Genomic DNA, 25967 nt, shown 5'->3' on the forward strand with positions numbered 1-25967 from the left:
GTGCGGTCCCATCGCGCTAGACTTGGGGATCGGGATTTTCCATGTCGATCACCGCAATGTTGCCCAGCGTTCGAGTTGACAATATCCGCAGACGGTTATCGGGGCCGTGGGGGTAGAATGCCGGTCCCGCCAGACGCGGTGCCGCTGCCCGCCCCAACAGGAAGGGGGCCACGGCGATGCGTAACCGGTGGAACGCACCGGCGGACAGGAACTGTGTCAATATCTGACACCCCCCCTCAACCATCAATCGCTGAATGCCCAAGCCCGACAATTGGGTGAGGATACCTGCAACACCGTCGCTCGCGACCATCCCGACCACCGTTGCAACTGGGCCCAGCCGGGCCCGCGTGACGGCCAGGGCTGCTTCGTCACACAGGACAATCACGGGCCCGCCCTGCTGGAAAAAAGCGCTATCGGGATCAAGATCGCCAGAAGAGGTCACCACCACCTTGCTGGGCTGTTCGGGCAGGCCACGTGTCCGCCGCGCCGCCACCAGTTCGGGATATCGCACGGTCAGGCGTGGCTTGTCCCGCCGGACAGTGGCCGCCCCGACCAGAATGGCATCACAATCGGCACGAATTGCATGCATGTCATGGCAATCCTCCTCGCTCGACAAGATCAGCCGTCTACCGCAATCACTGTCGATATGCCCATCAAGGGACATGCAGACGGATAGATGTACCCAATGCATATGGCGCGTCCTTCCTCCCCGATGGTTCGTTAACATGGCAAGCCCTTCATGGGCTGCCGGTCCCGCCGGCCGGTGCAGGTAAGGGTGGGGCGCGGGGGGGGACCTGTCCAGTGGATGGCGGGTCGAGAACGCGAAGTTTTATCCAGGAATGGCCAATCCTTTCGGTCAGGTGGCGTTTGATTGACAGTCTGCGCCCGGCCGCCTACCAACCGTGCCTGGTTTACAGGCAGGAAACGGGAGAATTCTGATGCGGCGGTTGGTGGGATATGGCGCGGCAGTCGGTCTGCTGGCCCTGTCGATGGTCGGGTTGACCGTCGGGTCTGTCGCAGCGCAGGTAACGCTGCGGGCGGATAGCTGGTGTCCTTATAACTGCGAGCCAGGTGACCGTCCCGGCTACCTGATCGAGATCGCGAAGGCCGCCCTGGAACCCGCTGGTCATAAGGTTGATTACCAGTTGATGCCATGGACAGAGGCCCTGGCTGGGGCAGCCGCCGGAACGATTTCGGCTGCTGTGGGTGCCACGCGCGATGAGGCGCCGGATCTTGTCTATGCCAGCTTGCCGTTAGGCATGTCGCGCCCCACCCTGGTGATCCGCAAGGGCAAAGAGACCAAGGATTTCAAGATCACCAACCTGGAGTCGCTCAAGACCCTGCGCTTCGGGTCGATCCAGGACTATTTCTACAGCACGGCAGTGAACGCCTTCATCGATGCCCATAAGGGTTCGCCCAATATGGTGCAGGTCACCGGTGATAATGTGACCGAAGATCTTGTCAATATGCTGATTGACGGCAAACTGGATGCCATTGTCGAGGACAGCAATGTTGTCGATTATCTTCTGGAATCAAAGGGATACCGTAACCTGTTCAACTATCATGCTCTGGGCGAGCATGCGTCGGTGTCCATCGGTTTTTCGCCCAAGGACCCGAACAGCGCCACCTATGTAAAGCTGATCGATGCCAAACTGGTCGAACTGCGCAAGACCGGCCAATTGGCCAGTTTGCTTGCGCGGTACGGTGTCAAGGATTGGCAATGATACAGCGGATGATCGGGGGACAATGTCCCCCGATCATCATGCATAATCACCGTGTTCCCGGCGCCTCAGAGCGGCCCGGTCATCAAGAAAGCGTTCAGTTTGTTGCCATCCGGATCCCGGAAATAGGCGGCATAGAAATTGTCGCCGCGCGGGCCCGGCGGGCCTTCGCAGGTGCCGCCCAATGACAGGGCGATATCGTACAGGCGGTGGACCTGTTCCTTGTCCTTTGCTTCCAAGGCCACCATCACGCCATTGCCGACACTGGCCGGGTTGCCGTCAAACGGCTTTATCAGCCCGATACCAGCGCCACCACCGGGCGTACCCCAGGCAATGCCCGTCGGGAACTCCATCATCCGGCCTGTGCCCAGTTCCTTGGCAAGGGCATCATAGAACGCAGCGGCCCGCGCCAGATCGTTGGTCCCCAGCGTTACATATCCGATCATTGTTTCCCCCAGATCATGCCCCGCCACAGCCAGCGGGATGATGGGAACAATACCAGAACATTCTAATCAATCCGAGTCTTTTTCACCCCGTTTGAAAGCAAAGCGCCTTCAACTTTGCAAACGCATCGGCACGATGGCTGATGGCATGTTTGAGGTCCGGGTCCATCTCTCCGCAGGTGATGTCATGACCGTCGGGGATGAAAATCGGATCATAGCCAAAGCCCCGTATGCCGCGTGCCGGGAAGGTCAGGCGCCCTTCGAACCGGCCCTCCACCGCCTCTACATGCCCATCGGGCCAGGCCAGCGCCAGGGTGCAGATGAAGGCGGCACGGTCGCCCTTGCGGTCTGGGGATGCTTCCAGCGCCAGCCGAACCTTCTCCATGGCGATGCTGAAATCCTTGGTTGGCCCTGCCCAGCGCGCGGAATAGACGCCGGGATCGCCGCCCAGCCCGTCCACCGACAGGCCACTGTCATCGGCCAGCGCCGGCAGGCCCGAGGCGATGGCAGCGGCCCGCGCCTTCAGCATGGCATTGCCGATATAGGTCGTCTCCGTCTCCTCCGGTTCCGCCAGCCCCAGTTCGCCGGCGCTGGGGAAGTTGGCGACATGGTCTTTCAGCAGTGCCGCAATCTCCGGCACCTTGCCCTTGTTGTGCGTGGCGATCACCAGCGTGTCACCGGTGAAGAGGCGGGGGTGGGTCATGGGGGCTCCGGGGACGAAACAATAGGCATGTGATAGCCCTGCAACCGGGGCCAAGACAATGAGTGCTCTTTTACGTCGCCAGCGCCCCCGCGACCATGTCGGGATGGCTGGCGATAACCTTCAGATAGGGTTGCGCAGCCTTATCCGAACGGCGACGGCCCTGTTCCCAATCCTGGACCGTGCGGGCATCCAGGCCGAAGCGTTCCGCGAATTTAGGGCGGGACAGGCCCAGGCGTGTTGGCACCCATGGCAAAGCGAACCTTACTGCGGCATTGCCGCAGTACCTGTTGACTGGCATCAGCCCCTTTACAGCCCCAGCGCCTGACGCTGCAGCGCCGTCAGTTCGCCGATGCCCTTGCGGGCCAGCGCCATCAGGGCCATGAATTCGCTCTCATCAAACGGCTTGTCCTCGGCCGTGCCCTGGATTTCCACGATACCGCCGCGGCCGGTCAGTACGAAATTGGCATCCGCACCGGCATTGCTGTCTTCCGGATAATCCAGGTCCAGGACGGGAACGCCATTATAGATGCCGCAGGAAATGGCGGCGACCTGATCGATCAGGGGGATGGTGGACAGGGTGCCTGCGCGCACCAGATGCTGAAACGCCAGATGCAGGGCGACATAGGCGCCGGTGATGCTGGCGGTGCGGGTGCCGCCATCGGCCTGGATCACGTCGCAATCGACCTTGATCTGCACCTCGCCCATGGCCTTCAGATCGGTAACAGCGCGCAAAGAGCGGCCGATCAGGCGCTGGATTTCCTGGGTGCGGCCCGATTGTTTGCCCTTGGCGGCCTCGCGGTCGGTGCGGGAATGGGTGGAACGCGGCAGCATGCCATATTCAGCCGTCACCCAGCCCTGGCCCTTGCCGCGCAGGAAGGGGGGCACCTTTTCGTCCACGCTGGCAGTGCAGAGCACATGGGTGTCACCGAACTTCACCAGGCACGACCCCTCGGCATGGCGGGAGAAATTCGTCTCCAGGCTGACGGAGCGGAGTTGATCGGCCAGGCGGCCGGAGGGGCGGGTCATGATGTCTTCCGTGTTCTTGGGATATCCTGCCCCCGTCATAGCAATGCAGGCGCGCTTGCGTCCAGCCATGCTATGGTTCGCCCTCCATTGATTTGACTGGTGTCGCCTACTAAACTTTTCAATGAATGCAACGGCAAGGGACCGGTGCGAAAGTATGATCTGTGAGCTGAACCAGCGGTCGCGGGAGATTTTCCGCCATATTGTGGAAGCCTATGTGCAGACGGGGGAGCCGGTGGGGTCGCGTACCCTGTCGCGGCGACTGACGGCCACCCTGTCGCCAGCCACCATTCGTAATGTCATGGCGGATCTGGAGGAGCTGGGTCTGCTGGTTGCCCCCCACACATCCGCCGGGCGCATCCCCACCGATGCCGGGCTGCGCATGTTTGTCAACGGCCTGCTGGAGGTTGGCGACCTGACCGAGCGGGAGCGGGAGGATATCGAGGCCACCTGTTCGGCGCGCGGCCGGTCGGTGCCGGAGGTGCTGGAGGAGGCCACAAACCTGTTGTCCGGTCTGTCATCCTGCGCCGGGCTGGTGCTGGCGCCCAAGACGGACCGCCCTTTGAAACATATTGAGTTTGTCAGCCTGTCACCGGGCCGGGCGCTGGTTGTGCTGGTCACCGAGGATGGGTTGGTGGAGAACCGGGTGGTGGAGGTACCGACCGGCCTGCCACCATCCGCCCTGCAAATGGCCAGTAATTATCTGAACGCCCGTGTCGTTGGACGCACCCTGGCGGAGGCGCGGGCCTTCATCCAAAAAGAGCTGGAGGATCAGCGCACGCAACTGGATACGCTGACCCAGAAGGTGGTGCAGACGGGGCTGGCCACCTGGTCCGGGGCACGGGGTACACAAGGCTACCTGATCGTGCGCGGGCAGGCCAAGCTGCTGGAGGATGTCACCGCCATTTCCGATCTGGAGCGTATCCGCAACCTGTTTGAGGCGCTGGAAACCCGCGAACAGATGTTGCGCATGCTGGACGCGACGGGCAAGGCGGAAGGGGTGCAGATCTTCATCGGGGCGGAGAATGATCTTTTCTCCCATGCCGGCTGTTCGATGATTGTCAGCCCCTATGCCAACGCCAAGGAGCAGATTGTCGGTGCCATCGGCGTGATTGGCCCGACCCGCATCAACTATGCCCGTATCATCCCGATGGTCGACTATACGGCAAAGCTGATCGGCAGGTTGATGGGGTGAGCTGCTCTTGCGGTAAGGGGGGATGCCACCCTATTTCTGGGTCGCGGCATCTCGACAGGCGGCTTAATCCCGCCTAAACCAGAGGGCCATTTCCATCCCTGTATGATCCCAAGGGCAAGTTCCGCAATGACCGACACGATCAACACCCACGAAAGCGACCCCAACGCCGAGGCCGCCCCCCATACCGGCACGACGGAGCCCGGTGCCGAGGGGCCCCGAGTCGCCCAGTTGGAGGCGGAGGTCGCGTCCTTGAAGGACCAACTGCTGCGCACCCTGGCCGAGACCGAAAATGTCCGCCGCCGGGCCGAGCGTGAGCGCGAGGATACCGCCAAATATGCCGTGGCCAAGTTTGCCAAGGAATTGCTCCCCGTTGCTGACAATCTGCGCCGCGCCGTCGAGGCGGTGGGTGAGGATGTACGGGCGGAAAATCAGGCCGTCGGCAACTTGCTGACCGGTGTCGAGGCGACCGAACGGCAACTGGCCGCAGCCTTTGAGCGCGCCGGTATCGCCAAAGTCGAGGCGCTGGGCGCGCCGGCCGATCCTAATTTTCATCAGATCATGATGGAGATCGAGAATACCGGTAAGCCTGCCGGCACCGTCGTCCAGGTGCTGCAGGCCGGGTACACGATCCATGGCCGCTTGCTGCGTGAGGCCATTGTCGGCGTCGCCAAGGGTGATGTCGGTGCCCATGTGAATACCAGCGCCTGAACATCGCCGCCGGTTGAGTGAAAAGGGGCACTTGGCCAGGCCGGGTGCCCTTTTTTTGGCTGGACGTCAGCCGCCGATCGACACCGCTTCCCCTTCCAACCCGTTCCAGCCACAGGCCGACAGGGCGGCCCGCATGTGGGGCGGGACAGGGGCGGTTACGGTCACAGGGGGTTTGGTTGCCTGAATGGGCACCGTAACGGCGCGGGAATGCAGGTGCAGCATCTCCCCCAGCTTGCCCGCCGCGCCCGCCGGCAGATAGATCGGGTCCCCCAGCAGCGGATGTCCCAGATGCTGCATATGCACCCGGATCTGATGCGTGCGGCCGGTTTTCGGGTTCAGTTCCATAAAGGTGACCGGCCCGACACCGGGCAGTTCGCCGCGCCCGCGGACGCGCCAGAGCGTGACGGAAGCCTGTCCGTTTTCCTTGTCGATCACCATGCGCCAGCCGCGCCGTGCGTCACTGACCTTGGTCAGGCCAGCATCGACCTTGCCGCTATTGTCGGCCGGGTGTCCCAGAACAATGGCCCAGTAGGTCTTGGCCACCTTGCCTTCCTGAAACAGGATACCCAGGCGGCGCAGCGCCTTGGGGTGCCGGCCCAGGATCAGACAGCCTGACGTATCACGGTCCAACCGGTGGGCAAGCGATGGCGGCTTGGGGAAGCCGAAACGCAACCCATCGAAATGCCGCTCCAGATTGTCACCCTTTCCCCTGGTCGTATCCGGTCCCGCATGCACAGCAATGCCGGCCGGCTTGTCCAGAACAAGCATCAGTCCGTCACGGTAAAGCAGGCGGGAAAGCAGGTCGGCTTCGTTCATGGCATTGGTACTCGTCTTGATCTGATACCAAGGGGTAGGGAACATGCTCCTTGGAGGCCGGCGACCACTTGGCCGCCGGCAGGTGTCCGCGCGTGCCAAGCTGTCGGCGGCGGCGCCCGGCACTTGAGGGGAAATGCTTATATCAGGAGCCATGGCTCCTGATACGAAAAGGGCCGCACCGTTGCCGGTGCGGCCCTTTCATTCTACCGGGACCCGGTCTTGCCTCAGTGGACTTCCGACCACAGGCGACGCTTCGCGGCATACATGATACCCGCGAAGAACACCAGGAACAGGATAACCATGATGCCAACGCGGCGACGCTCTTCCAGCTTGGGCTCAGCCGCCCAGGCCATGAAGTTGGTCACGTCCTTGGCCTGCTGTTCGATGGTCGCCGGTGTGCCATCGGTGTAGGTGACGCCGTTTTCATAGATCGGCTGCGCCATAGCGATGGCATTGCCAGGGAAGTACTTGTTGTAGTTGCTGCCCGGCGACAGTTCGAAACCCTCGGGGGCGTCGGTGTAACCGGTCAGCAGGGCGTAGATGTAATCTTCGTGATGGGCGCGTGCCTTCACGATCAGGGACAGGTCCGGCGGTGCCTTGCCACCATTAGCAGCGGCTGCGGCCTGGGCGTTGGGGAACGGGCTCTTGAACCGGTCGGCCGGCAGACCAGGCCGGGTGAACATTTCACCCTGGTCGTTGGGGCCGGCCGTGATTTCCTGTGCCGCCGCAATGGCCTTCACTTCGGCTTCGGTGAAGCCGACGTCCAGAAGGTTACGGTAGGACAGCAGGTGCATCGCGTGGCAGGAGGAGCAGACTTCCTTGTAGACCTGGAAGCCGCGCTGCACGGACGCGTAATCATAGCCCTTGAAGAAGGACAGGAAGCTGTTCACCCCACCATGGGCCCAGGTCTGGGCCGGCGGAACCGGGGCATTGCCGGCGGCCAGGGCCGTGCTGGTCAGGCCAGCAATGGTCATGGCGCCTGCGGCGAGGAGGGTACGAAGACGACGCATCAGGCCTTCTCCATCACTTGGCGGTGGCGGCGTTGCCGCCGAGAACCGGATTGGCGATGCTGGCTGGCAGCGGCAACGGCTTTTCGATCCGGCCGATGATCGGCAGCAACAGGAAGAAGGCGAAATACATCACCGTGCCCAACTGACCGATCAGCACATAAGGCTGCTCAGCAGGCTTCCCACCGGCATAACCCAGCATGAAGAAGGACGGTACCAAGCAGAGCAGCACCCACCAGCGGAAGATCGGACGGAAACGGGCCGAACGGACCGGCGAGTTGTCCAGCCAGGGCAGGACGAACAGGATCGCGATGGAACCGAACATGGCCAGAACACCGCCCAGCTTCGCATCGATCAGCACGACGTCAGTAAACGGCAGGCCGATGGAGAAGGTGATCGAACGCAGGATCGCGTAGAAGGGCAGGAAATACCATTCCGGCACGATATGGGCCGGGGTCACCAGCGGATCTGCCGGAATGTAATTGTCCGGATGACCCAGCATGTTGGGCGCAAAGAACACGAAGGAGGCAAAGAAGATCAGGAAGATCGTCAGGCCGAAAATGTCCTTCGTGGTGTAGTAGGGGTGGAACGGCAGCGTGTCCTGCGGCCCCTTGGGCTCAATCCCCAGCGGGTTGTTCGACCCGGCAATATGCAAAGCGGCCACATGCAGGACCACAACGGCCAGCAGCACGAACGGCAGCAGATAATGCAGCGCAAAGAAGCGGTTCAAGGTCGGGTTGTCGACCGAGAAGCCACCCCACAGCAGGGTCACAATGCTTTCACCCACCACTGGGATGGCTGAAAACAGGTTCGTGATCACGGTGGCGCCCCAGAAGGACATCTGGCCCCAGGGCAGCACATAACCCATGAAGGCCGTGCCCATCATCAGCAGCAGGATGATAACGCCGAAGATCCAGATCAGTTCACGCGGGGCCTTGTAAGAGCCGTAATAGATGCCGCGGAAGATATGGATGTAGACGACGATGAAGAACATCGACGCGCCATTGGCATGGATATACCGGATCATCCAGCCCCAGTTCACGTCACGCATGATGCGTTCGACGCTGTCAAAGGCCATGGCGGTGTTGTTGGTGTAATGCATCGCCAGGAAGATGCCGGAAACGATCATCGTCACCAGCACGAACATGGCGAGGGCGCCGAAGTTCCAGAAATAATTGAAGTTACGCGGAGTCGGGAAGGACCCGTACTCCTTGTTCATCATCGTGAAGATCGGCAGGCGCTGGTCGATCCAGTTCACCACCGGGTTCTCGAAATTGGACTGTGGGGCGTGAGCCATCTGGCACTCCCTGACTGGATCTGTCTTTAGCCGATCTTGACGCGGGTGTCGGTCAGGAACGCATATTCCGGCACCGGCAGGTTCAAGGGTGCGGGGCCCTTACGGATGCGGCCCGACGTGTCGTAGTGCGACCCGTGGCAGGGGCAGAACCACCCGCCGAAATCACCCTTCGATTCGCCCGAGGAGGTGCCCAGCGGAATGCATCCCAAATGGGTGCAGACGCCGACCAGCACGAGCCAGTTATCCTTGCCTTCCTTGACACGGGCCTGGTCCGGCTGCGGATCGATCAGCTCGGCCGTGGGTACGGCGCGGGCGGTGTCGATCTCTTCCTGGGTGCGGTTGCGGATGAACACCGGCTTGCCGCGCCACATGGCCTTGATGGCCTGACCTGGCTGGATCGGGGCCAGATCGACCTCGATGGTCGCCAGCGCCAGCGTGTCAGCGGCCGGGTTCAGGCTGTGGATGAAGGGCCACAAAGCAGCAGCGGCACCAACACCGCCCATGGCGGCGCCAGCCAGATAGATGAAGTCGCGGCGGGTCTGGCCGTCGCCCGCATGCATGGTGTCCGCCATACCTCTCATCTCCTCGGCGAATGGCGTGGCCCCCGTCGGGCCAGCGCCTTTTACTGAAACAACGACATAGACCCGGTTACCCGGGCTGAATTGGGCTTGTCCGTCAGACTGTCCACCCCCATCTACTGCGTCACAGTGCGCATCGCAGGAAGCGGTGCGGCGGGCGATGTGCAGAGGGCTGGAAAGGCCAACACGAACGGAGCGGCCGGAGGCATCCCCGGTCGCGGATGTTCGATATACATGTCCCGCTAACGGTTGGGAAGCGCGCGCTTCTGGACAATCTGTCGCGCTGCCCGGCGTCTGGGGCATTCAGCCCCCCGTGCCCGTGCATGGCGGGCCGCTTGCATCCGAACAGGATTGAGCATATCCCTGATTTCACAGCACGACCCGCGTTCATTCCGGTTGCTGATTGGATTGATTTACCGGTAAACAATCTGTCCGGCATTCCCGTGCCGAGGGGATATCGCCCTTGCCCACCGTGCCATCATCTGTGCAATCGCTTATTGGTCGCCGCGTTCTATTGATCGTTGCGGGGGGGATTGCTGCCTTCAAGACCCCTGATCTGGTCAGACGGCTGCGTGAACGCGGGGCGTCGGTGCGCGTGGTTCTAACCGATGGCGGTGCGCAGTTCGTGACGCCCCTAACTTTGCAGGCCGTGTCAGAAGATACAGTCTATCGGGACCTTTGGTCGTTGACCGACGAATCGGCCATGGGCCATATCCAATTGTCCCGGTCAGCCGATGTGGTGCTGGTCGCGCCGGCGACCGCCCATATCCTGGCGCGCATGGCCCATGGTCTGGCCGATGATCTGGCCACCACCGTATTGCTGGCCACGGATAAGCCCGTGCTGGTGGCGCCGGCCATGAATGTGCGGATGTTCGAGCATCCGGCGACGCAGGCCAATCTGGCCCTTCTGGCTTCGCGCGGTGTCGGCATCATTGGCCCGGATGAAGGGGCCATGGCCTGTGGCGAATACGGGCCGGGCCGCATGGCGGAACCATTGGCCATCGCCGACCATCTGGCCGGCTGGTTCGCGGCGCGTGAGGCCCCCAAGCCGCTGGCCAGCCGCCACGCCTTGGTGACCAGCGGGCCCACATATGAGCCGATTGACCCTGTCCGCTACATCGCCAACCGGTCCAGTGGCAAGCAGGGCCACGCTGTCGCAGCTTCCCTGGCGGCGCTGGGTGCCCGTGTGACGCTGGTCAGCGGCCCTGTGCGCCTGCCGGACCCGCCGGGGGTCGATGTCGTGGCGGTGGAGACAGCGGCCGAAATGCTGGCTGCCTGCCGCGCCGCCCTTCCAGCCGACATCTTTGTCGCCGCCGCTGCCGTCGCCGATTGGCGCGTGGAGGCGGCGGGCCAAAAGCTCAAAAAAGATGGTGGCGGGCCGCCGACCCTGGCCCTGAGCGAAAATCCCGACATTCTGGCCAGCCTGTCGGCCCCCAGCCCGGATCGCCCGGCCCTGGTTATTGGTTTTGCTGCCGAAACGAATGACATCGTGGCTTATGCCCGGGCCAAGCGGCTGCGTAAGGGGTGCGATTGGATCGTGGCCAATGATGTGTCCCCGGCCACTGGTACCTTTGGGGGTGATCGCAATTCAGTGTATGTCATCCGCGCCGATGGCACAGAGGAAGCCTGGGAAAACCTGGCCAAGACCGAGGTGGCGCGCCGGCTGGCGGACGCCATCAGCAATCATTTCGAAACCGGAAAGAAATAAATAATGTCGGAAATCAGCATTTCCATTCGCCGTTTGCCGCATGGCGCTGATCTGGCCCTGCCAGCCTATGCCACGGCTCTGTCCGCCGGCATGGACCTGCTGGCTGCCCTGGCGGAATCGGTGACACTGGCGCCGGGGCAGCGCAAACTGATCCCCACCGGCATCGCCATCGCCCTGCCGGCAGGATTTGAAGCACAGATCAGGCCGCGGTCAGGGCTGGCGCTGAAGAATGGCATCAGTCTGGTCAATAGCCCTGGCACCATCGACGCTGATTATCGGGGCGAGATCGGGGTGATTGTGATCAATCATGGCGACCAACCCTTCACCGTCGAACGCGGTATGCGCATCGCCCAAATGGTGATTGCCCGGCATGAACGGGCCGTGTGGGCGGAGGTCGACAATCTGGACGAAACAGAGCGGGGAACCGGGGGGTTCGGTTCCACCGGCGTAAAGAACACGGCCGCGAAAGGGTGAGGGACGGGCATGCTGCGTATATCCAAAAAACTGATGTTCGCCATCGAGACGGTGCTGGACATCGCCTATAATGCCGGTTCCGCCCCGGTGCAGTCGGCGGAGATCACGCAGCGCCAGGGCATCCCCAAACGCTACCTTGAACAGGTGCTGCAAGCCCTGGTGCGGGCCGGCGTCCTGGCCGGTGTGCGCGGGCCAAAGGGCGGCTACCGTCTTGCCAAGGAACGCCGCCGCATCACGGTGGCGGAGATCGTGCGGGTGGTCCGTGCCCTGGAACAGGCCACAGATCCGATTGAGGAAGAAGTGGGCGCTGAACTGGGCCGCCAAGTGGTCCGCCCGCTCTGGGCGGAGCTGCAAGACGAGGTGATGGCACGCCTGGAACAGACAAGTATCGAAGACCTGTGTGTCCGCGCCCATCAGGCCGGCGTGGCCAGCGAGGCGGCCTCAAAGCTTGATTTCAGCATTTAGGACTCCCACAGGCGCGGGTCGGCGGCATCCACCGTCATGGCTTACGCGATCCTGGGCTTGCGGGCGCTCAATGCGCCAACCAACCCGGATGAACGTCGTGCGTGTTGGTATCACCTCTTTGACTTCGCCCCTGCCTGCCTATATACACAACATTGACCCGGTATTTCCGATAAATACCACAATGGAGATGTGAAATGTCCGCCAGCCCTGAATTCCGTGGCAAGATCTATGACAGCATCCTGGACACGATCGGCGCCACGCCGCTGGTACGGCTGAACCGGCTGGCGGCCAAGCATGGCGTTGTGGCCGATGTCGTCGCCAAGCTGGAATTCTTCAACCCGCTGTCCAGCGTCAAGGACCGTATCGGCAAGGCCCTGATTGAGGCGGCAGAGGCCGAGGGCAAAATCTCCCCCGACCGTACTGTCCTGATCGAACCCACCTCGGGCAATACCGGCATCGCGCTGGCCTTTGTTGCGGCGGCCAAGGGCTATCGTCTGATCCTGACCATGCCGGAAAGCATGTCGATCGAGCGGCGCAAGATGCTGAAGCTGTTGGGAGCGGAACTGGTCCTGACCCCGGCCCCGCAGGGCATGAAGGGCGCCATCGCCAAGGCCGAGGAGCTGCTGGCCAGCACCCCCGGTGCCTATGTCCTGCAACAGTTCAAGAACCCGGCCAACCCGGCCATCCACCGCGCCACGACAGCGGAAGAAATCTGGAATGACACGGCGGGCAAGGCCGACATCCTGATTTCCGGCGTGGGCACGGGCGGCACGCTGACCGGCGTGGCCCAGGTCCTGAAGGAGCGCAAGCCCGGCTTCAAGGTGGTGGCCGTGGAGCCGGAGGACAGCCCCGTCCTGTCCGGCGGCCTGCCCGGCCCGCACAAGATCCAGGGCATTGGTGCCGGCTTTGTGCCCGACATCCTGAACAAAGACCTGATCGACGAGGTCCTGCGCATTTCCAACGTGCGGGCCTTCGAATTGTCGCGTGATGCCGCCAAGACCGAGGGGCTGGCGGTCGGTATCTCGTCGGGTGCCGCCCTGGCTGCCGCGTTCGAGGTGGGAGCGCGGGCCGAGAATAAGGGCAAGCTGATCGTTGTGGTCCTGCCCAGCTTCGCCGAGCGCTACCTGTCCACGGCGCTGTTTGAGGGGCTGGAGTAAGGGGTCAGACGGGGGATGCCAGCCGGCCTTGTCCGCTGAGACAGAGCCCGGCTGGTTTCCCCCGACGCCTTTCTGGCGAACGTGCTACTTCGCGTTTGATGTGTTGACCCGGCGTCCCGATCTGCACCCGATTGATATCCGCCGCATCATGGACAAGCCGGAGATGTCATGGTCGATTACGGCGTTGATGGGCAACCGGTCGTGTATGATATCCAGCATGCCTCCACCATGCCGGACGTGATCGCCCGCCTGATCCTTGTCCCCGCCGCCGCTGAATGAGCGGTCGATGACCCCTGACACCTTCCGTGCCCTCGCCCTTACCAACCCCATCAACGCCGCCATCCTGGATCGCCTGCCCGCCCTGGGACTGGAGCAGGCCTATCTGGTGGCGGGGTGTCTTTATCAGGCCGTGTGGAATGCGCGGGACGGGCGGGCGCCTGGTTGGGGCGTGAAGGATTACGACCTGTTCTATTATGACCCGGACACCCGTTGGGAGGCCGAGGATGCGGTCATCCGGCGGGCCACCGGTCTTTTTGCCGATCTGGGGGTGGAGGTGGAGGTGCGCAATCAGGCGCGCGTCCATCTCTGGTATCCGCAGCGATTCGGCAAGGTGATCGCCCCGCTTAACAGCAGCCGGGACAGTATCGCCGGCTTTCTGGTCCGCTGCACCTGTGTCGGCCTGTCGGCGGCCGGCGAGGTGGTGGCGCCCTATGGGCTGGAAGAGTTGGCTGCCGGGACCCTGTCCCCCAATCTGCGCACCAACAATCCGGCCCAATATCGGATCAAGATCGACAGCTACCGTGCGCGCTGGCCCTGGCTGGTCGAAGGCCCATGAGAGAGCGCAGGCGGGTGGAACGTGTCTTCAGCGCCTGAGCAGTTCTCGGCGGGCCGGGAGCTGTGCTGCCTGTGCTTGCCCTGGCGGGGGCTTTGACGGCATGGTTGCGCAATGAGCATGCCCCCCGTCGATCCCGCCGCCCTGTCACCGCCACCCCCCAGCATCGGCCCGCGGGTGCGCACCGTGCCACCGGGGGAAGATCGGGAACGGCTGGTCTGTCCGGACTGTTCCTATATCGCCTATGAGAACCCGAAAATTGTGGTCGGCGCTGTCGTGACCGACAATCTGGGCCGGTTCCTGCTGTGCCGCCGGGCCATTCCGCCGCGCAGGGGTTTCTGGACCTTGCCCGCCGGCTACATGGAACTGAACGAGACGACGGAGCAGGGAGCGGCACGCGAGGCGATGGAGGAGGCAGGCGCCCACATCGCCATCGACGCCCTGCTGGCCATTTACAACATCCCCCGTATTTCCCAGGTGCAGATGATCTACCGCGCAACGCTTGCCGGTCCCACCCTTGCGGCCGGGACGGAAAGCCTGGAGGTTGCGCTGTTTGACTGGAAGGACATTCCCTGGGATGAGCTGGCCTTTCCCAGTGTCGTCTGGGCCCTGCATGAATGGCGGACCAGGGCGGGACAGACAGGCTTTGCCCCCGGCACCAACCCGCCGCCACCCGTCGAGGGCTTGTAACCATCCATTCGTCCGGGCACAGTCGCCTTCAGAAGCGACCAACAGCCGGACAGAAAACATGCGCCGTTCCCAAACCGCCGCCCAGGGCACAATCCACCGCCTGACGCTGGACAGCCAGATGCTGCGCGGCAATCTGATGGGCGACAGCCCGTTGCGGGAGGTGCATGTCTATGTGCCGGCGGGCCATGATGGGCACGACCTGCCGCTGCTGGTCGATATTGTCGGCTATACGGCGGGCGGTCCTGCCCATACCAACTGGAAGAACTTTGGCGAGAATCTGCCCGAACGGCTGGACCGGCTGATCGACAGTGGCGCCATGGCGCCGGCGGTTGTGGCCTTCCCGGATTGCTTCACGCGCCTGGGTGGTAATCAATATATCAATTCTGCCGCGCTGGGCCGTTGGATGGATTTCCTGTGTGACGAAATGGTGCCCTTTGTTGAAGGCCGGTTCGGTTGTGGTGGCACCGGTCGGCGGGCGATCTTCGGGAAAAGCAGCGGGGGCTATGGTGCGCTGGCGCACGCGTTTCTGCGGTCCGACATCTGGGCGGCGGCGGCCTGCCATTCGGGTGATATGGGGTTTGAGCTGTGCTATCTGCCCGACATGCCGGGCGTGCTGCGCTCACTGGACCGCCATGGCGGTTCCATCGAGCGGTTCATGAATGCGTTTGAGACGGCCCGCAAAGTCGATGGTAAGGATACCCATGTTCTGATGATCCTGTGCATGGCCGCCACCTATGACCCCGACCCCAGCCAGTATCTGGGCATCCGCCTGCCTGTCACGCCCGACACGTGCGAGGTGATTGAGGAACGCTGGGCCAACTGGCTGGCATGGGACCCCGCGCGCATGGTGGAACAGCACGCTGACGCCTTGCGCGGTCTGAAGGGTCTGTTCATCGATTGCGGGGACCGCGACCAGTATAATCTTGTGTACGGTGCCCGCCGCTTGCACCGTCGCCTGGATCAGTTGGGTGTCCGGCACCGTTATGAGGAATTCCTCGATGACCATTCGTCGGTCGATTACCGGATGGATGAAAGCCTGCCCTTCCTGGTCCGCGCCCTGAACGGGTAAACTTATGGCCGACCAGGACATCACCACCCTTGATCCCGCCGATGCCGCCGAAATGGCCAAGGGCCGTCTGCGGTTAGATAAGTGGCTCTGGTATGCCCGCTTTTTGAAGACCCGCAGTCAGGCGGCCAAGCTGGCCGGGTCGGGCAGCCTGCGTATCGGCGGCGCGCCAGTGACCAAGGCCAGCCAGGTGGTGAAGGTGGGCGATGTGCTGACCTTCCCGCTGGGTGCCTATGTGCGGGTCATCAAGGTCAAAGCCTTGGCGGCCCGGCGGGGGCCAGCCCCGGAGGCACAGGCCCTGTATGAAGACCTGGACCCGCCAACGCCGGAGGCGCGGCTGCCGCTTGGGTGACCGACGCCAAACTGGTACTAATCCTACCAATCATGCGCCGCCTTGAACGCTGCGTTGCATCCAGGCACCCGGCCAGGGGGCGGCACGCGCTTGCCGTGGTCGGGTCGTGCCGCTATGCTCCGCCCCACGTAACAATGTGACCGTAAAGCCACCCCCGTCTTTGCGGTTCGATCCTTGACCCCCAGGTGAGTGACCATGGCCCGCACCCTCTATGACAAGATCTTCGACAGCCATACCGTCCATCGTCAGGAGGACGGCACCGCCGTGCTGTATATCGATCTGCATCTGGTGCATGAGGTGACGAGCCCGCAGGCCTTTGAAGGTCTGCGTATCGCCGGGCGCAAGCTGCGTCAGCCCAAGAAGACCCTGGCCGTGGCCGACCATAATGTGCCGACCAGCAAGGACCGCCTGGCCGGCATCAAGAATGAGGAAAGCCGCATCCAGGTGGAGCAACTGGCCATCAATGCCAAGGAATTCGGTGTCGAGTATTTCGACATGAGCGATATCCGCCAGGGCATTGTGCATGTGGTCGGGCCGGAGCAGGGCGTGACCCAGCCGGGCATGACCATCGTCTGCGGTGACAGCCACACGGCGACCCATGGCGCCTTTGGCGCGCTGGCCTTTGGCATCGGCACGTCCGACGTGGAGCATGTGCTGGCCACGCAAACCCTGCTGATCAAGAAGTCCAAGAACATGCTGGTGAAGGTCGATGGCGACCTGCCGCCGGGTGTCACGGCGAAGGACCTGACGCTGGCCGTGATCGGCAAGCTGGGCACGGCTGGCGGTACCGGCTATGTCATCGAATATGCGGGCAAGGCTTTCCGCGATCTGTCCATGGAAGGCCGCATGACGGTCTGCAACATGGCCATCGAGGCCGGTGCCCGCGCCGGCCTGATCGCCCCCGATGAAAAGACCTTCGATTATCTGCGGGGCCGCAACCGTGCCCCGCAGGGTGCGGATTTCGACCGGGCAGTCGAATACTGGAAGTCGCTGCCCAGCGATGAGGGCGCGGTCTATGACAAGGTCGTGGAACTGAACGCCGCCGATATCGTGCCGCTGGTCACCTGGGGCACCAGCCCGGAAGACGTGGCGCCCATTACCGCCAATGTGCCCAGCCCGGCCGATTTCAAGGACCCGCACAAGGCCAAGGCCGTGGAACGCTCGCTGGCCTATATGGGCCTGACGCCGGGCACGCCGCTGTCGGAAGTGCCGGTGCAGAAGGTGTTCATCGGTTCTTGCACCAACAGCCGTATCGAAGATTTGCGCGCCGCCGCCAGCGTGGCCAAGGGCCGCAAGGTGGCCGACGGTGTCTATGCCATGGTTGTTCCCGGTTCGGGACTGGTGAAGAAGCAGGCCGAGGAAGAAGGCCTGCACACGATCTTCACCGAGGCCGGCTTTGACTGGCGTGAGCCCGGTTGTTCCATGTGCCTGGCCATGAATGACGACAAGCTGAAGCCCGGCGAACGCTGCGCCAGCACGTCGAACCGCAATTTCGAAAGCCGCCAGGGCCCCGGTGGCCGCACCCATCTGGTCAGCCCCGCCATGGCCGCTGCCGCTGCCATCAAGGGCCACCTGACCGACGTGCGCAGCCTCTAAGATCACGAAAAATCTGACAGCGATGAAGGGGCGTCCAATGGGCGCCCCTTTTTCATTTCCGCACAGGATCGCCGCTTGCAATTGCGAGTGATTCGCAATAGGTTTGAGACATTGATGGTCAAGCAAGTCTGGAGGCGGCGATGAATGATATGGCGCTGTGGTGGCCCGATCTGGCGGCCGGAACAGGTGTTAGAGACAGCCGAACGGGAGGCATCGACCATGCGGAACGGGTGCGATATCTGACCGATCTTCAGCAAGGGGGAACGGTCTTTACCCTGACGCGCGGGGAACAGCTTCTGCTCTGGTCAGCGCGGCGCTGGCGCCATGGAAGGTTCCGCTGGGACCAGGTGGAGATGGAATTCCGCCGCATGCTGCCGGGCGGTTGGCAGGATGCCCTGATCGCCTGGGAAGAGGCCCTGGAACTACTGCATCAATATCCGACCGGTCGGCCCGATATTGGAAATGGCTGCCGGTCGGCCCTGTCCACCGACGAACGTGCCCTGCTGACGCTGGTCGCGGTACTGCAACGCGGGCCCCGTGCCCGCGTGTCGGCCGCGTGGCTGTTGTCCCATCTGATTGCATCCGCCCGGCAGCGAGACCTGGCAGCCGCCTTGTTGGGCCTGGCAGCGACCCTGTCGCTGGCGGGAACGGAACTGCCCCTGCGGGCTTGTCCCGTTCCCGTCATTGATCATCTGAAAGCCGTGTCCGGATGATCGAACCGGTCAGCGCTCGATCTGGAGATAGCTCACAGGCAGCAGGTCCCAGGGGAAGTAAATCCAGGTATCCTGGCTGACCTCAGTGATGAAGGTATCGACCAGGGGGCGACCCGCCGGTTTGGCATAGAGCGTGGCAAAATGGGCGTTGGGCAGCAGCTTGCGCACATAGGCGGCCGTTTTACCCGTATCGACCAGATCGTCGATCAGCAGCCAGTCCTTGCCGCCATCGGTGACGGCGTCGGCGGCTTTCAGCACCTTGATTTCACCCTGCGTCTGGTGATCATAGCTTTTGACCGAAATGGTCTCGACGACCCGGATATCCAGTTCGCGCGCGATGATGGCCGCCGGAACGAGACCGCCGCGCGTGATGGCGATGATACCCTTCCACTGGGTGTGATCGGCCAGCCGCCAGGCCAGGGCCTTGGCATTGCGGTGCAACTCTTCCCAGGTGACGGGGAAGTTCTTATCGGGGTTCTGGATCTTGTTGGTCAAGGCGGGCCTGCTATCATGGGTTTGGCGCAGGAATATCCCATGCCGGGGCCGACGGCAATCACGTCGGATCGGCGTTGCGCACAAGCCCCGCAAAATCCCGTTGCAATCCCCATCCGCATCGGATACAAGCGCCACCTCACCGGACGGCACCCTTTACCGGGTACCGAAGATCGGAAAATGCGCGCCCGTAGCTCAGCTGGATAGAGCACCAGACTACGAATCTGGGGGTCAGAGGTTCGAATCCTTTCGGGCGCGCCATTCCGAACCATCCAGTCCGGTCGATCATGGCGATGCGCCCGTAGCTCAGCTGGATAGAGCACCAGACTACGAATCTGGGGGTCAGAGGTTCGAATCCTTTCGGGCGCGCCATTCCGAACCATCCAGTCCGGTCGATCATGGCGATGCGCCCGTAGCTCAGCTGGATAGAGCACCAGACTACGAATCTGGGGGTCAGAGGTTCGAATCCTTTCGGGCGCGCCATTCCGAACCATCCAGTCCGGTCGATCATGGCGATGCGCCCGTAGCTCAGCTGGATAGAGCACCAGACTACGAATCTGGGGGTCAGAGGTTCGAATCCTTTCGGGCGCGCCATTTTCTCCCATTGCCTGTTCCGTCTAGCCCGTCATCAGCCCGGATGTACGGCTGCCCACCGGCCATTTTGTGTTCGACCACCATATCCATAGGCATCGCCATTGGTCTCGTGGACATAAACATAGCATTCCGCGTGAAGCGGCCCCAGGAGGGCAGCCATTCCCTGATAGGCTGCCTGCACGAACGCGGTCGTTTCCGCTTTGGTGTTGGTGCCCGCCGTCACCTTGATATCCAACCAAAAGGCCGACAGCCCGTCGTTGGTGGGCCTTTTGCCGGCGATGAACCAGCCCTCCGGGTCCGCCGCCTCCACCAGCACTGCCGTCACGCCAGGGTCCTTACCAAGCTTTTCAGCCCCAAGTCGGGCAGCCAATCCCGCGATCTGGGCGCGCAGTTCGGGGCGTGGTTCGGGCGTTACATAGCGCACATTAATCATGGGCATCACACGTCTCCTGTGAGGGGGGGGTGCCCCTTTCTGCCCTTTTGATATTCATTCGTGAACGCTATGATTATCTATAGCTACGATAGCGATCTCATATAATGCTTGATCTTGAATCCGTCCGTTTGTTTGCCCTGGTCGCAGAGTATGGCAACCTCACCCGTGCGGCACAGGCGGCCGGCACCGTTCAGCCCGTCGTCAGCCAGCGGATCAAATCACTGGAGGGTGTGCTGGGAAAACGGCTGCTGGATCGCAGCCCCCGTCTTGTGCGCCTGACCGAGGCTGGCGCCGCCTTCCTGGATCATGCGCGGACCTTGCTGGCGGCGCATGACGCGGCGATTGCCGCAGTCGATATCGTGCCCTCCCACATCACAATCGGCTTCAGCGACCATGCACTGGGTGCCCATTTTGACCTGACGCTGAAGCGGGTGCGGATGGCGTTGCCGCCGCATGCGACGATGGCTGTCCATCTGGGCCAGTCGGCCGACATCCGGGATCGGTTTGAGGGTGGCCTGATTGATCTTGCCATCGTCCGGCGGGAGCATGGGGCGGAAGGGGGAGAGATACTGGGCACCGATGCGTTGCAATGGCGGGTGCCGCCCGGCTGGTCCTGGTCTGACGGCCCTCTGCCTCTTGTGCTGCTGCCCCCTCCCTGTTCCGTCCGGGCGGTGGCGATCCGGTTACTTGAACAGGCCGGCATTCCCTGGCGAGAGACATTCACAGGCGGAAGCTGTCTGGCGCTGGTGGCGGCGGTGCGCGCCGGCCTTGGCGTGGCGCCGCTGGGCAATATCATAGGCGGCGGCCTGGCCGTGGTGCCGGCATCCACCGGCGTGCCGCCGCTGCCGCCGTCACAGATTGTCATGTTGGCGCGGACCCCTAATCTCACGACATCGGCAGCCGCGCGCGCCCTGGCGGCCAGTGTGCGGGATCTGCTGGCCTGAAACCCCGCTTGCGCTCTGCGGTCGCCTGTCCCATATCCAGCATCGGCGTTAACGCCACCCTCATTGGATGTACATCGCAGAACAAGGTGAGAGAGATGAGCGAGGAACGGCTCAGTTTCCAGGCCGAGGTCAGCCGCCTGCTGGATATCGTGGCGCACAGCCTCTACTCGGAGAAGGAAGTCTTCCTGCGGGAACTGATCTCCAACGCGTCGGACGCGTGCGACCGGCTGCGTTATGCCGCCCTGACCGACGGGTCGCTGCTGGGGGATGACCGCGACTTCAAGATCCGAATCGTCGCCGATAAGGATGCCAAGACCCTGACACTGGTCGATAATGGCATCGGCATGAACCGCCAGGATCTGGTGGAGAATCTGGGCACGATTGCCCGGTCGGGAACGTCGGCCTTTGTCAAGAATCTGTCGGGCGACAGCAAAAAGGATGTCAGCCTGATCGGGCAGTTCGGCGTTGGCTTCTATTCCGCCTTCATGGTGGCGGAGAAGGTCGAAGTGTTCAGCCGCAAGGCAGGCGAGGCCGCCGGCTGGCGCTGGGTCAGCGACGGTCAGGGCAGCTTTACCGTGGCCGAGGATGAGAATGCCCCGGCCCGCGGCACCCGCATCATCATGCATATCCGCGAGGCGGAGACGGAGTTCCTGGCGGAACACCGCCTGCGCCATGTCATCAAGACCTATTCCGACCACATCGCCGTGCCCATCCTGCTGGGCGCCGATACGACAGACAGTGTAAACGCGGCCAACGCGCTATGGACCCGGTCCAAGTCGGACATCACCGAAGAGCAGTATAAGGAATTCTATCACCATGTCGGCCACGCCTTTGACGAGCCGTGGCTGACCCTGCATTGGCGGGCGGAAGGGGTGATCGAATATACGGGCCTGCTGTTCGTGCCGCAGCAGCGGCCCTTCGACCTGTTCGATCCGCGCCGCGCCCATCATGTGAAGCTGTATGTCCGCCGCGTCTTCATCACCGATGAGGCGGAAGGGCTTGTGCCACCCTATCTGCGCTTCCTGAAGGGTGTGGTGGATAGTGAAGACCTGCCGCTGAATGTCAGCCGCGAGATGCTGCAGAACAACCCGGTCCTGACCAAGCTGAAGGCCGGGATCGTGAAGCGCGTGCTGGGTGACCTGAACAAGAAGGCCGCCGATCCGGAACAGGCCGCCGATTATGCCCGCTTCTGGGACGCGTTCGGCGCTGTCCTGAAGGAAGGGCTGTATGAGGATTACGCCCACCGCGACGACCTGCTGAAGCTGCTGCGCTTCCGCACGACGGAAAGCAAGGGCGAGCTGGTCAGTCTGGCGACCTATATCTCCCGCATGAAGGAAGGCCAGGACGCCATCTATTACATCACGGGCGATGAGAAATCGGCCGTGGAGAAGAGTCCCCAGGTCGAGGGTTTCCGCGCCAAGGGCGTGGAGGTGCTGCTGCTGACCGATCCGGTGGATGAATTCTGGGTCGGATCGGTGCGCGAAACCGAGGGCAAGCAATTCAAGTCGGTCACGCGCGGCGGGGCCGACCTTTCCAAGATCAAAGGCGAGGAAAAGCCAGAGGATGAGACAAAGGACAAGGCGTCGGATGGCGACCTGTCATCGCTGACCGCCCTGTTGAAGCTGACGCTGGGGGAGCAGGTCAAGGATGTCCGCCGTTCCGAGCGCCTGACCGACAGTGCTGTCTGTCTGGTGGCCGATGAGGGCGACATGGATATCCACCTCCAACGCTTGCTGAAGCAGCACGGGCAGTTGGGGGCGGATGCCGCGTCCAAGCGCGTGCTGGAGATCAATCCTGGCCACCCGCTGATCCGCCGGCTGGCCGAAAAGGCCACGCAGGACGGGGCGGCGACCTCGCTGGAGGATGCGGCCTGGCTGCTGCTTGATCAGGCCCGCATCCTGGAAGGCGAGACGCTGCCCGACCCGCTGTCCTTTGCACGCCGCATGGCGGCGTTTGTGGAGAAAGGGCTGGGTTGACGGTGGAAGGGCGGCTCATCCGGGCCGCCCTTTTCGTTTTAAGCTGCCTTCAACAGCCGTGGCCCCAGATAGCGGATCAGGGCAAGGGCGTCGGGTGGAGGCTGTCGTTCGATACGGCGGTAATCGCGGCAATCCTGGGTGCGGCTGACCAGCCCCTGCTCCACCATTTCCCGCCGCAGCAGGGCGAAATCGCGGAAGCTGTGCATCTTGTCCAGCAAACGGCTGACCCCCTGTTCGGTCAGGATTTCGCGGGCCGGCAGGCGTGACCACAGCACCCAGAGGCAGGTGGCCTGCTCGTTATACTTGTTGGGCCAGCGGATCAGGCGCCCTTGCTCATCGAAATGGCGCAGCAGACGGCGGATGCGGGCAAAATCAACCTCTGGCCGAGGGGCCGGGGCTGGGTCGGGATTTTCCAGCCGGTCCAGGGCCGCCGCCTGGGCGCGGAAATGCTGGAAATTGCGGTAACCGGCGCCACGGGCCAGCATGTTCAGCAAGCTGACATGGCCGGGCGGTCCCGTATGGGTATCCAGTTGTGATTTCAAGGATTTGGCAAGCGCACTGATATCTGCGGCCTGAAAGGACAAGAGTTCTCTCGACATGGATCGACATCCCGCGGGACATGCCTTGATCCGTTTACGGACCGCCGGTGGTCGCCATCTTGCCGACGCGGCACGCCCCCTTGGGCTGTGACCGTCGAAAAATTATCATGGCAGGTTTAGCGGCCCGCGAACGGGCTGGCGACGCCTGGGTGATCTGCCGACCTGATGGTGACGTTAACAGAAAGCCGTCGGCAGAACCAGAGCGTTGGTTCAGTCCGGCATCACCGTCATGGTCGCGGTATCGTCACCCTTGGCCCGTTCTTCATCCAGCGGTTGACCGCTTACCCGGAAACACAGGGTTTCCGCGATGTTGGTGGCATGGTCGCCGATACGTTCCAGGTTCTTGGCTGCAAACAGCAGATGGGTGCAGGCGGTAATGCGGGCCGGGCTTTCCATCATATAGGTCAGCAATTCCCGGAACAGCGCGGTGTAGGCACGGTCCACATCCGCATCCTTGCGGCGAACAGCCAAGGCCGCGTCGGCATCATTGGTGTCATAGGCGCGCATCACATCACCCAGCATACCGGCTACAGCCTGTCCGATGGGGAGCATGGATCGGGCCAGGGCCACTTCCGGCTGCGAGTGCAAGGTCATCGAACGTTTCGCAACATTGGCGGCGAAATCGCCGATTCGCTCCAGATTGTTGGCAATGCGCAGGCCGGCGATGACCACACGCAGGTCGTTGGCCTTGGGATGGCGCAACGCCAGCAGGCGCACCACCTGCCCCTCCACCTGCTGTTCCAGGGCGTCGATCCGCCCATCGCGCTCCATCACCTGGGCAGCAAGGTCGGTGTCACGATCAGCAATGGCAGCCACGGCATTGCCGATCTGTTCCGCCGCCAGCCGTCCCATCTCCCGCACCAGATTGTGCATGACATTGAGCTGCTCGTCGTAGGCGGTGACGATATGGCGGGTGGGCAAGGCGCTGGATTTTTCGTCCACGGAACTGACCTCGGCGGTGTTTACTGAAGGAATGTCAAGAAACCATCTAACACAAATGCCCCGGCCTGTGGCACGTTCAAGAAAAGTTCATCTTGTTGCCAACGGTCACCCTCCATCATGACACCGCACGAGCTGCTCGCCGTCATTGACAAGCATGAACGCTGGCTGAAGCGGCTGACGGGTGGTGCCCGCGCCATGATGGCCCTGGCTGACCTGCAAGGTCACAATTTCTCCGGCGCCAATCTGCAGAATTCCAAACTGTCGGGTGCCAACCTGTCGGATTGTGATTTTACCGGTGCAAACCTGACGGCAGCGGACCTGTTCGCGGCGCGGCTGACGCGGGCCATTCTGGTCAATGCCAACCTGACCAACGCCGACATGCGGGGGGCACATCTGCGCGGGGCCAGGTTGAAATGCGCCATCCTGCGGGGAGCGGATCTGCGTGGTGGGGCGCTGCTGGACCGGCGGGCGCCCAGCAATGTGAAGATGGAACCATCCGACCTGCGTGGCGCCGACATGGATGATGCCACCCTGTCCAACGCCAATCTGGCCGGGGCCGATCTGTCGGAATGCTCACTGGTCGGGGCGGATTGTTCTGGCGCACAGATGGCCGGATGCAACATGGCCCGGTCTGTGATGAAAAGTGCGAATTTCGCCGGCTGTGATATGCGCGGCGTCAATCTGCACAGCGCCAATTTGATGGGCGCCAAGCTACGCGATACCAACCTGGCGGGGGCCGTGCTGGCCGGGGCCAATCTGCGCAATGCCGACCTGCAAGGGGCCAACCTGGAAGGGGTGGACCTGTCCAATGTTGACATGCTGGGGGCCAATTTCAGCCGGTCGGCGGAAACCTTCTCCGCCTCCATCCAGCGTATCCTGTCGCAACATCAGGCCTGGATCACCAGCAATGGCGACAAGGGCGAGCGCGCAGACCTGGAAGGCCAGGACCTGTCGCATATCGACCTGATTGGCGCCAATCTGGGCGGCGCCAATCTGAAGGGTGTCAATTTCTCTGGTGCCAAGCTGCGCGATTGCCTGTTCGTGATGGCTGACCTGTCGGGCGCTGCGCTGAATTTCGCTGACCTGACCGGGGCAACACTGGATGGGGCCAACCTGCGGGGCAGCAACTTGTCCGGTGCTAAATTGGACAATGCCAAGATTGGGTCGGTCGAGATCAAGGGACCGAATGGTCGTGGCACGGGCCGTAAATGGCCTGCCAACCTGTCCAACACCATCATGGTTCAGGCCAGCCTGACCCGCGCCGCCATGCGCGGTGTCAACCTGGCGGGTGCCGACTTGCGCGCGGCCGACCTGACAGGGGCCAACCTGCTGGAAGCCAATATCAGGGGCGCCAATCTGACCGACGCGGTTACCATCGGCGCCACCTTGCCAGCCCCGGACGAGGATGATGATTTCGCGTGAGGATGCAAGGCGCGGCCGCGC

Annotated in this window: 29 protein-coding genes and 4 tRNA genes; 20 read left to right on the forward strand and 13 right to left on the reverse strand. The window is 62.6% G+C overall.

Annotated features, from left to right (window positions below; genetic code table 11):
* Window positions 1-16 precede the first annotated feature (16 nt).
* Window positions 17-727 carry a RibD family protein gene (locus CHU95_RS04130; RefSeq protein WP_094454020.1) on the reverse strand — a complete coding sequence of 237 codons (711 nt, stop codon included), beginning with the start codon at window positions 725-727 and terminating at the stop codon, window positions 17-19.
* A 211-nt stretch (window positions 728-938) separates the two neighbouring features.
* Here CHU95_RS04130 and CHU95_RS04135 point away from each other — a divergent pair, with 211 nt between their 5' ends.
* Window positions 939-1724 carry a substrate-binding periplasmic protein gene (locus tag CHU95_RS04135; protein ID WP_094454022.1) on the forward strand — a complete coding sequence of 262 codons (786 nt, stop codon included), beginning with the start codon at window positions 939-941 and terminating at the stop codon, window positions 1722-1724.
* Between the two features lie 65 nt (window positions 1725-1789).
* Here the strand turns inward: CHU95_RS04135 and CHU95_RS04140 are convergent, their stop codons facing one another.
* The 4 genes from CHU95_RS04140 to rph form a co-directional block, all read right to left on the reverse strand.
* A complete protein-coding gene (locus CHU95_RS04140) occupies window positions 1790-2167 on the reverse strand; it encodes a VOC family protein (RefSeq protein ID WP_094454024.1) in 378 nt (125 codons plus the stop codon).
* Window positions 2168-2249: 82 nt separating this feature from the next.
* Entirely contained in the window at window positions 2250-2867 is a 618-nt protein-coding gene (gene rdgB, locus CHU95_RS04145; RefSeq protein WP_094454026.1) for an RdgB/HAM1 family non-canonical purine NTP pyrophosphatase, read from the reverse strand.
* A gap of 70 nt (window positions 2868-2937) precedes the next feature.
* Window positions 2938-3165, reverse strand: coding sequence for a helix-turn-helix domain-containing protein (locus CHU95_RS04150; protein WP_133065423.1), 228 nt, complete (start codon window positions 3163-3165; stop codon window positions 2938-2940).
* 8 nt (window positions 3166-3173) lie between these two features.
* Complete coding sequence (rph, locus tag CHU95_RS04155) at window positions 3174-3893, reverse strand: ribonuclease PH (RefSeq protein ID WP_094454290.1); 720 nt, start codon at window positions 3891-3893, stop codon at window positions 3174-3176.
* A gap of 154 nt (window positions 3894-4047) precedes the next feature.
* On the opposite strand from rph, the gene hrcA reads away from it, so the two are divergent.
* Entirely contained in the window at window positions 4048-5085 is a 1038-nt protein-coding gene (gene hrcA / locus CHU95_RS04160; RefSeq protein WP_094454030.1) for a heat-inducible transcriptional repressor HrcA, read from the forward strand.
* A gap of 126 nt (window positions 5086-5211) precedes the next feature.
* Complete coding sequence (gene grpE, locus CHU95_RS04165) at window positions 5212-5793, forward strand: nucleotide exchange factor GrpE (RefSeq protein ID WP_094454032.1); 582 nt, start codon at window positions 5212-5214, stop codon at window positions 5791-5793.
* Between the two features lie 66 nt (window positions 5794-5859).
* Here grpE and CHU95_RS04170 read toward each other — a convergent pair whose 3' ends face one another.
* The 4 genes from CHU95_RS04170 to petA form a co-directional block, all read right to left on the reverse strand.
* Window positions 5860-6654 (reverse strand): RluA family pseudouridine synthase, encoded by a 795-nt coding sequence (locus tag CHU95_RS04170; protein WP_245837855.1) that lies wholly within the window; start codon window positions 6652-6654, stop codon window positions 5860-5862.
* A gap of 179 nt (window positions 6655-6833) precedes the next feature.
* Window positions 6834-7619 (reverse strand): cytochrome c1, encoded by a 786-nt coding sequence (locus CHU95_RS04175; RefSeq protein WP_094454036.1) that lies wholly within the window; start codon window positions 7617-7619, stop codon window positions 6834-6836.
* Between the two features lie 13 nt (window positions 7620-7632).
* On the reverse strand, window positions 7633-8913 hold the full coding sequence (locus CHU95_RS04180; protein WP_094454038.1) for a cytochrome b: 1281 nt from the start codon (window positions 8911-8913) through the stop codon (window positions 7633-7635).
* Window positions 8914-8939: 26 nt separating this feature from the next.
* Window positions 8940-9485 (reverse strand): ubiquinol-cytochrome c reductase iron-sulfur subunit, encoded by a 546-nt coding sequence (gene petA / locus CHU95_RS04185; protein ID WP_094454040.1) that lies wholly within the window; start codon window positions 9483-9485, stop codon window positions 8940-8942.
* Window positions 9486-9954: 469 nt separating this feature from the next.
* On the opposite strand from petA, the gene coaBC reads away from it, so the two are divergent.
* The 10 genes from coaBC (at window position 9955) to CHU95_RS04235 (ending at window position 18544) form a co-directional block, all read left to right on the forward strand.
* Entirely contained in the window at window positions 9955-11199 is a 1245-nt protein-coding gene (gene coaBC / locus CHU95_RS04190; protein ID WP_245837857.1) for a bifunctional phosphopantothenoylcysteine decarboxylase/phosphopantothenate--cysteine ligase CoaBC, read from the forward strand.
* A gap of 3 nt (window positions 11200-11202) precedes the next feature.
* On the forward strand, window positions 11203-11673 hold the full coding sequence (gene dut / locus CHU95_RS04195; protein WP_094454043.1) for a dUTP diphosphatase: 471 nt from the start codon (window positions 11203-11205) through the stop codon (window positions 11671-11673).
* A 9-nt stretch (window positions 11674-11682) separates the two neighbouring features.
* Window positions 11683-12138, forward strand: coding sequence for an RrF2 family transcriptional regulator (locus CHU95_RS04200; RefSeq protein WP_054166884.1), 456 nt, complete (start codon window positions 11683-11685; stop codon window positions 12136-12138).
* A 194-nt stretch (window positions 12139-12332) separates the two neighbouring features.
* Complete coding sequence (gene cysK / locus CHU95_RS04205; protein WP_094454045.1) at window positions 12333-13295, forward strand: cysteine synthase A; 963 nt, start codon at window positions 12333-12335, stop codon at window positions 13293-13295.
* A gap of 286 nt (window positions 13296-13581) precedes the next feature.
* Window positions 13582-14130 (forward strand): nucleotidyltransferase family protein, encoded by a 549-nt coding sequence (locus CHU95_RS04210; protein WP_094454047.1) that lies wholly within the window; start codon window positions 13582-13584, stop codon window positions 14128-14130.
* A gap of 111 nt (window positions 14131-14241) precedes the next feature.
* Window positions 14242-14817: an NUDIX hydrolase gene (locus tag CHU95_RS04215; RefSeq protein ID WP_165772002.1), complete on the forward strand. Its 576-nt coding sequence runs from the start codon at window positions 14242-14244 to the stop codon at window positions 14815-14817.
* A gap of 58 nt (window positions 14818-14875) precedes the next feature.
* Window positions 14876-15886 (forward strand): alpha/beta hydrolase, encoded by a 1011-nt coding sequence (locus CHU95_RS04220; protein ID WP_094454049.1) that lies wholly within the window; start codon window positions 14876-14878, stop codon window positions 15884-15886.
* Window positions 15887-15890: 4 nt separating this feature from the next.
* The gene (locus CHU95_RS04225; RefSeq protein ID WP_094454051.1) at window positions 15891-16235 is read left to right on the forward strand and encodes an RNA-binding S4 domain-containing protein; all 345 of its coding nucleotides are present in this window, start codon (window positions 15891-15893) and stop codon (window positions 16233-16235) included.
* Between the two features lie 189 nt (window positions 16236-16424).
* On the forward strand, window positions 16425-17831 hold the full coding sequence (gene leuC / locus CHU95_RS04230; RefSeq protein WP_094454053.1) for a 3-isopropylmalate dehydratase large subunit: 1407 nt from the start codon (window positions 16425-16427) through the stop codon (window positions 17829-17831).
* Window positions 17832-17971: 140 nt separating this feature from the next.
* A complete protein-coding gene (locus CHU95_RS04235; protein ID WP_094454055.1) occupies window positions 17972-18544 on the forward strand; it encodes a hypothetical protein in 573 nt (190 codons plus the stop codon).
* Between the two features lie 9 nt (window positions 18545-18553).
* Here the strand turns inward: CHU95_RS04235 and gpt are convergent, their stop codons facing one another.
* The gene (gpt, locus tag CHU95_RS04240) at window positions 18554-19039 is read right to left on the reverse strand and encodes a xanthine phosphoribosyltransferase (protein ID WP_094454057.1); all 486 of its coding nucleotides are present in this window, start codon (window positions 19037-19039) and stop codon (window positions 18554-18556) included.
* Window positions 19040-19220: 181 nt separating this feature from the next.
* On the opposite strand from gpt, the gene CHU95_RS04245 reads away from it, so the two are divergent.
* The 4 genes from CHU95_RS04245 (at window position 19221) to CHU95_RS04260 (ending at window position 19630) form a co-directional block, all read left to right on the forward strand.
* Window positions 19221-19297: transfer RNA gene (locus CHU95_RS04245), tRNA-Arg, on the forward strand.
* Window positions 19298-19331: 34 nt separating this feature from the next.
* Window positions 19332-19408 (forward strand) — tRNA-Arg (locus CHU95_RS04250).
* A gap of 34 nt (window positions 19409-19442) precedes the next feature.
* Window positions 19443-19519, forward strand: a tRNA-Arg gene (locus tag CHU95_RS04255).
* A gap of 34 nt (window positions 19520-19553) precedes the next feature.
* A tRNA-Arg gene (locus CHU95_RS04260) sits at window positions 19554-19630 on the forward strand.
* Between the two features lie 34 nt (window positions 19631-19664).
* Here CHU95_RS04260 and CHU95_RS04265 read toward each other — a convergent pair.
* A complete protein-coding gene (locus CHU95_RS04265; RefSeq protein ID WP_094454059.1) occupies window positions 19665-20069 on the reverse strand; it encodes a tautomerase family protein in 405 nt (134 codons plus the stop codon).
* Window positions 20070-20167: 98 nt separating this feature from the next.
* Between CHU95_RS04265 and CHU95_RS04270 the strand changes: the two genes are divergently transcribed.
* The gene (locus CHU95_RS04270) at window positions 20168-21007 is read left to right on the forward strand and encodes a LysR family transcriptional regulator (RefSeq protein ID WP_094454061.1); all 840 of its coding nucleotides are present in this window, start codon (window positions 20168-20170) and stop codon (window positions 21005-21007) included.
* Window positions 21008-21102: 95 nt separating this feature from the next.
* Window positions 21103-22983, forward strand: a complete 1881-nt coding sequence (gene htpG, locus CHU95_RS04275; RefSeq protein WP_094454063.1) for a molecular chaperone HtpG — start codon at window positions 21103-21105, stop codon at window positions 22981-22983.
* Between the two features lie 38 nt (window positions 22984-23021).
* On the opposite strand, the gene CHU95_RS04280 is transcribed toward htpG, so the two are convergent.
* Both CHU95_RS04280 and phoU read right to left on the reverse strand, forming a co-directional pair.
* Window positions 23022-23582 carry a DUF2087 domain-containing protein gene (locus tag CHU95_RS04280; RefSeq protein WP_094454065.1) on the reverse strand — a complete coding sequence of 187 codons (561 nt, stop codon included), beginning with the start codon at window positions 23580-23582 and terminating at the stop codon, window positions 23022-23024.
* Between the two features lie 210 nt (window positions 23583-23792).
* Window positions 23793-24524 (reverse strand): phosphate signaling complex protein PhoU, encoded by a 732-nt coding sequence (phoU, locus tag CHU95_RS04285; RefSeq protein ID WP_245837859.1) that lies wholly within the window; start codon window positions 24522-24524, stop codon window positions 23793-23795.
* Between the two features lie 117 nt (window positions 24525-24641).
* On the opposite strand from phoU, the gene CHU95_RS04290 reads away from it, so the two are divergent.
* The gene (locus CHU95_RS04290; RefSeq protein WP_094454067.1) at window positions 24642-25946 is read left to right on the forward strand and encodes a pentapeptide repeat-containing protein; all 1305 of its coding nucleotides are present in this window, start codon (window positions 24642-24644) and stop codon (window positions 25944-25946) included.
* Window positions 25947-25967 lie beyond the last annotated feature (21 nt).

The organism is Niveispirillum lacus (genome assembly GCF_002251795.1).
Lineage (GTDB): Bacteria > Pseudomonadota > Alphaproteobacteria > Azospirillales > Azospirillaceae > Niveispirillum > Niveispirillum lacus.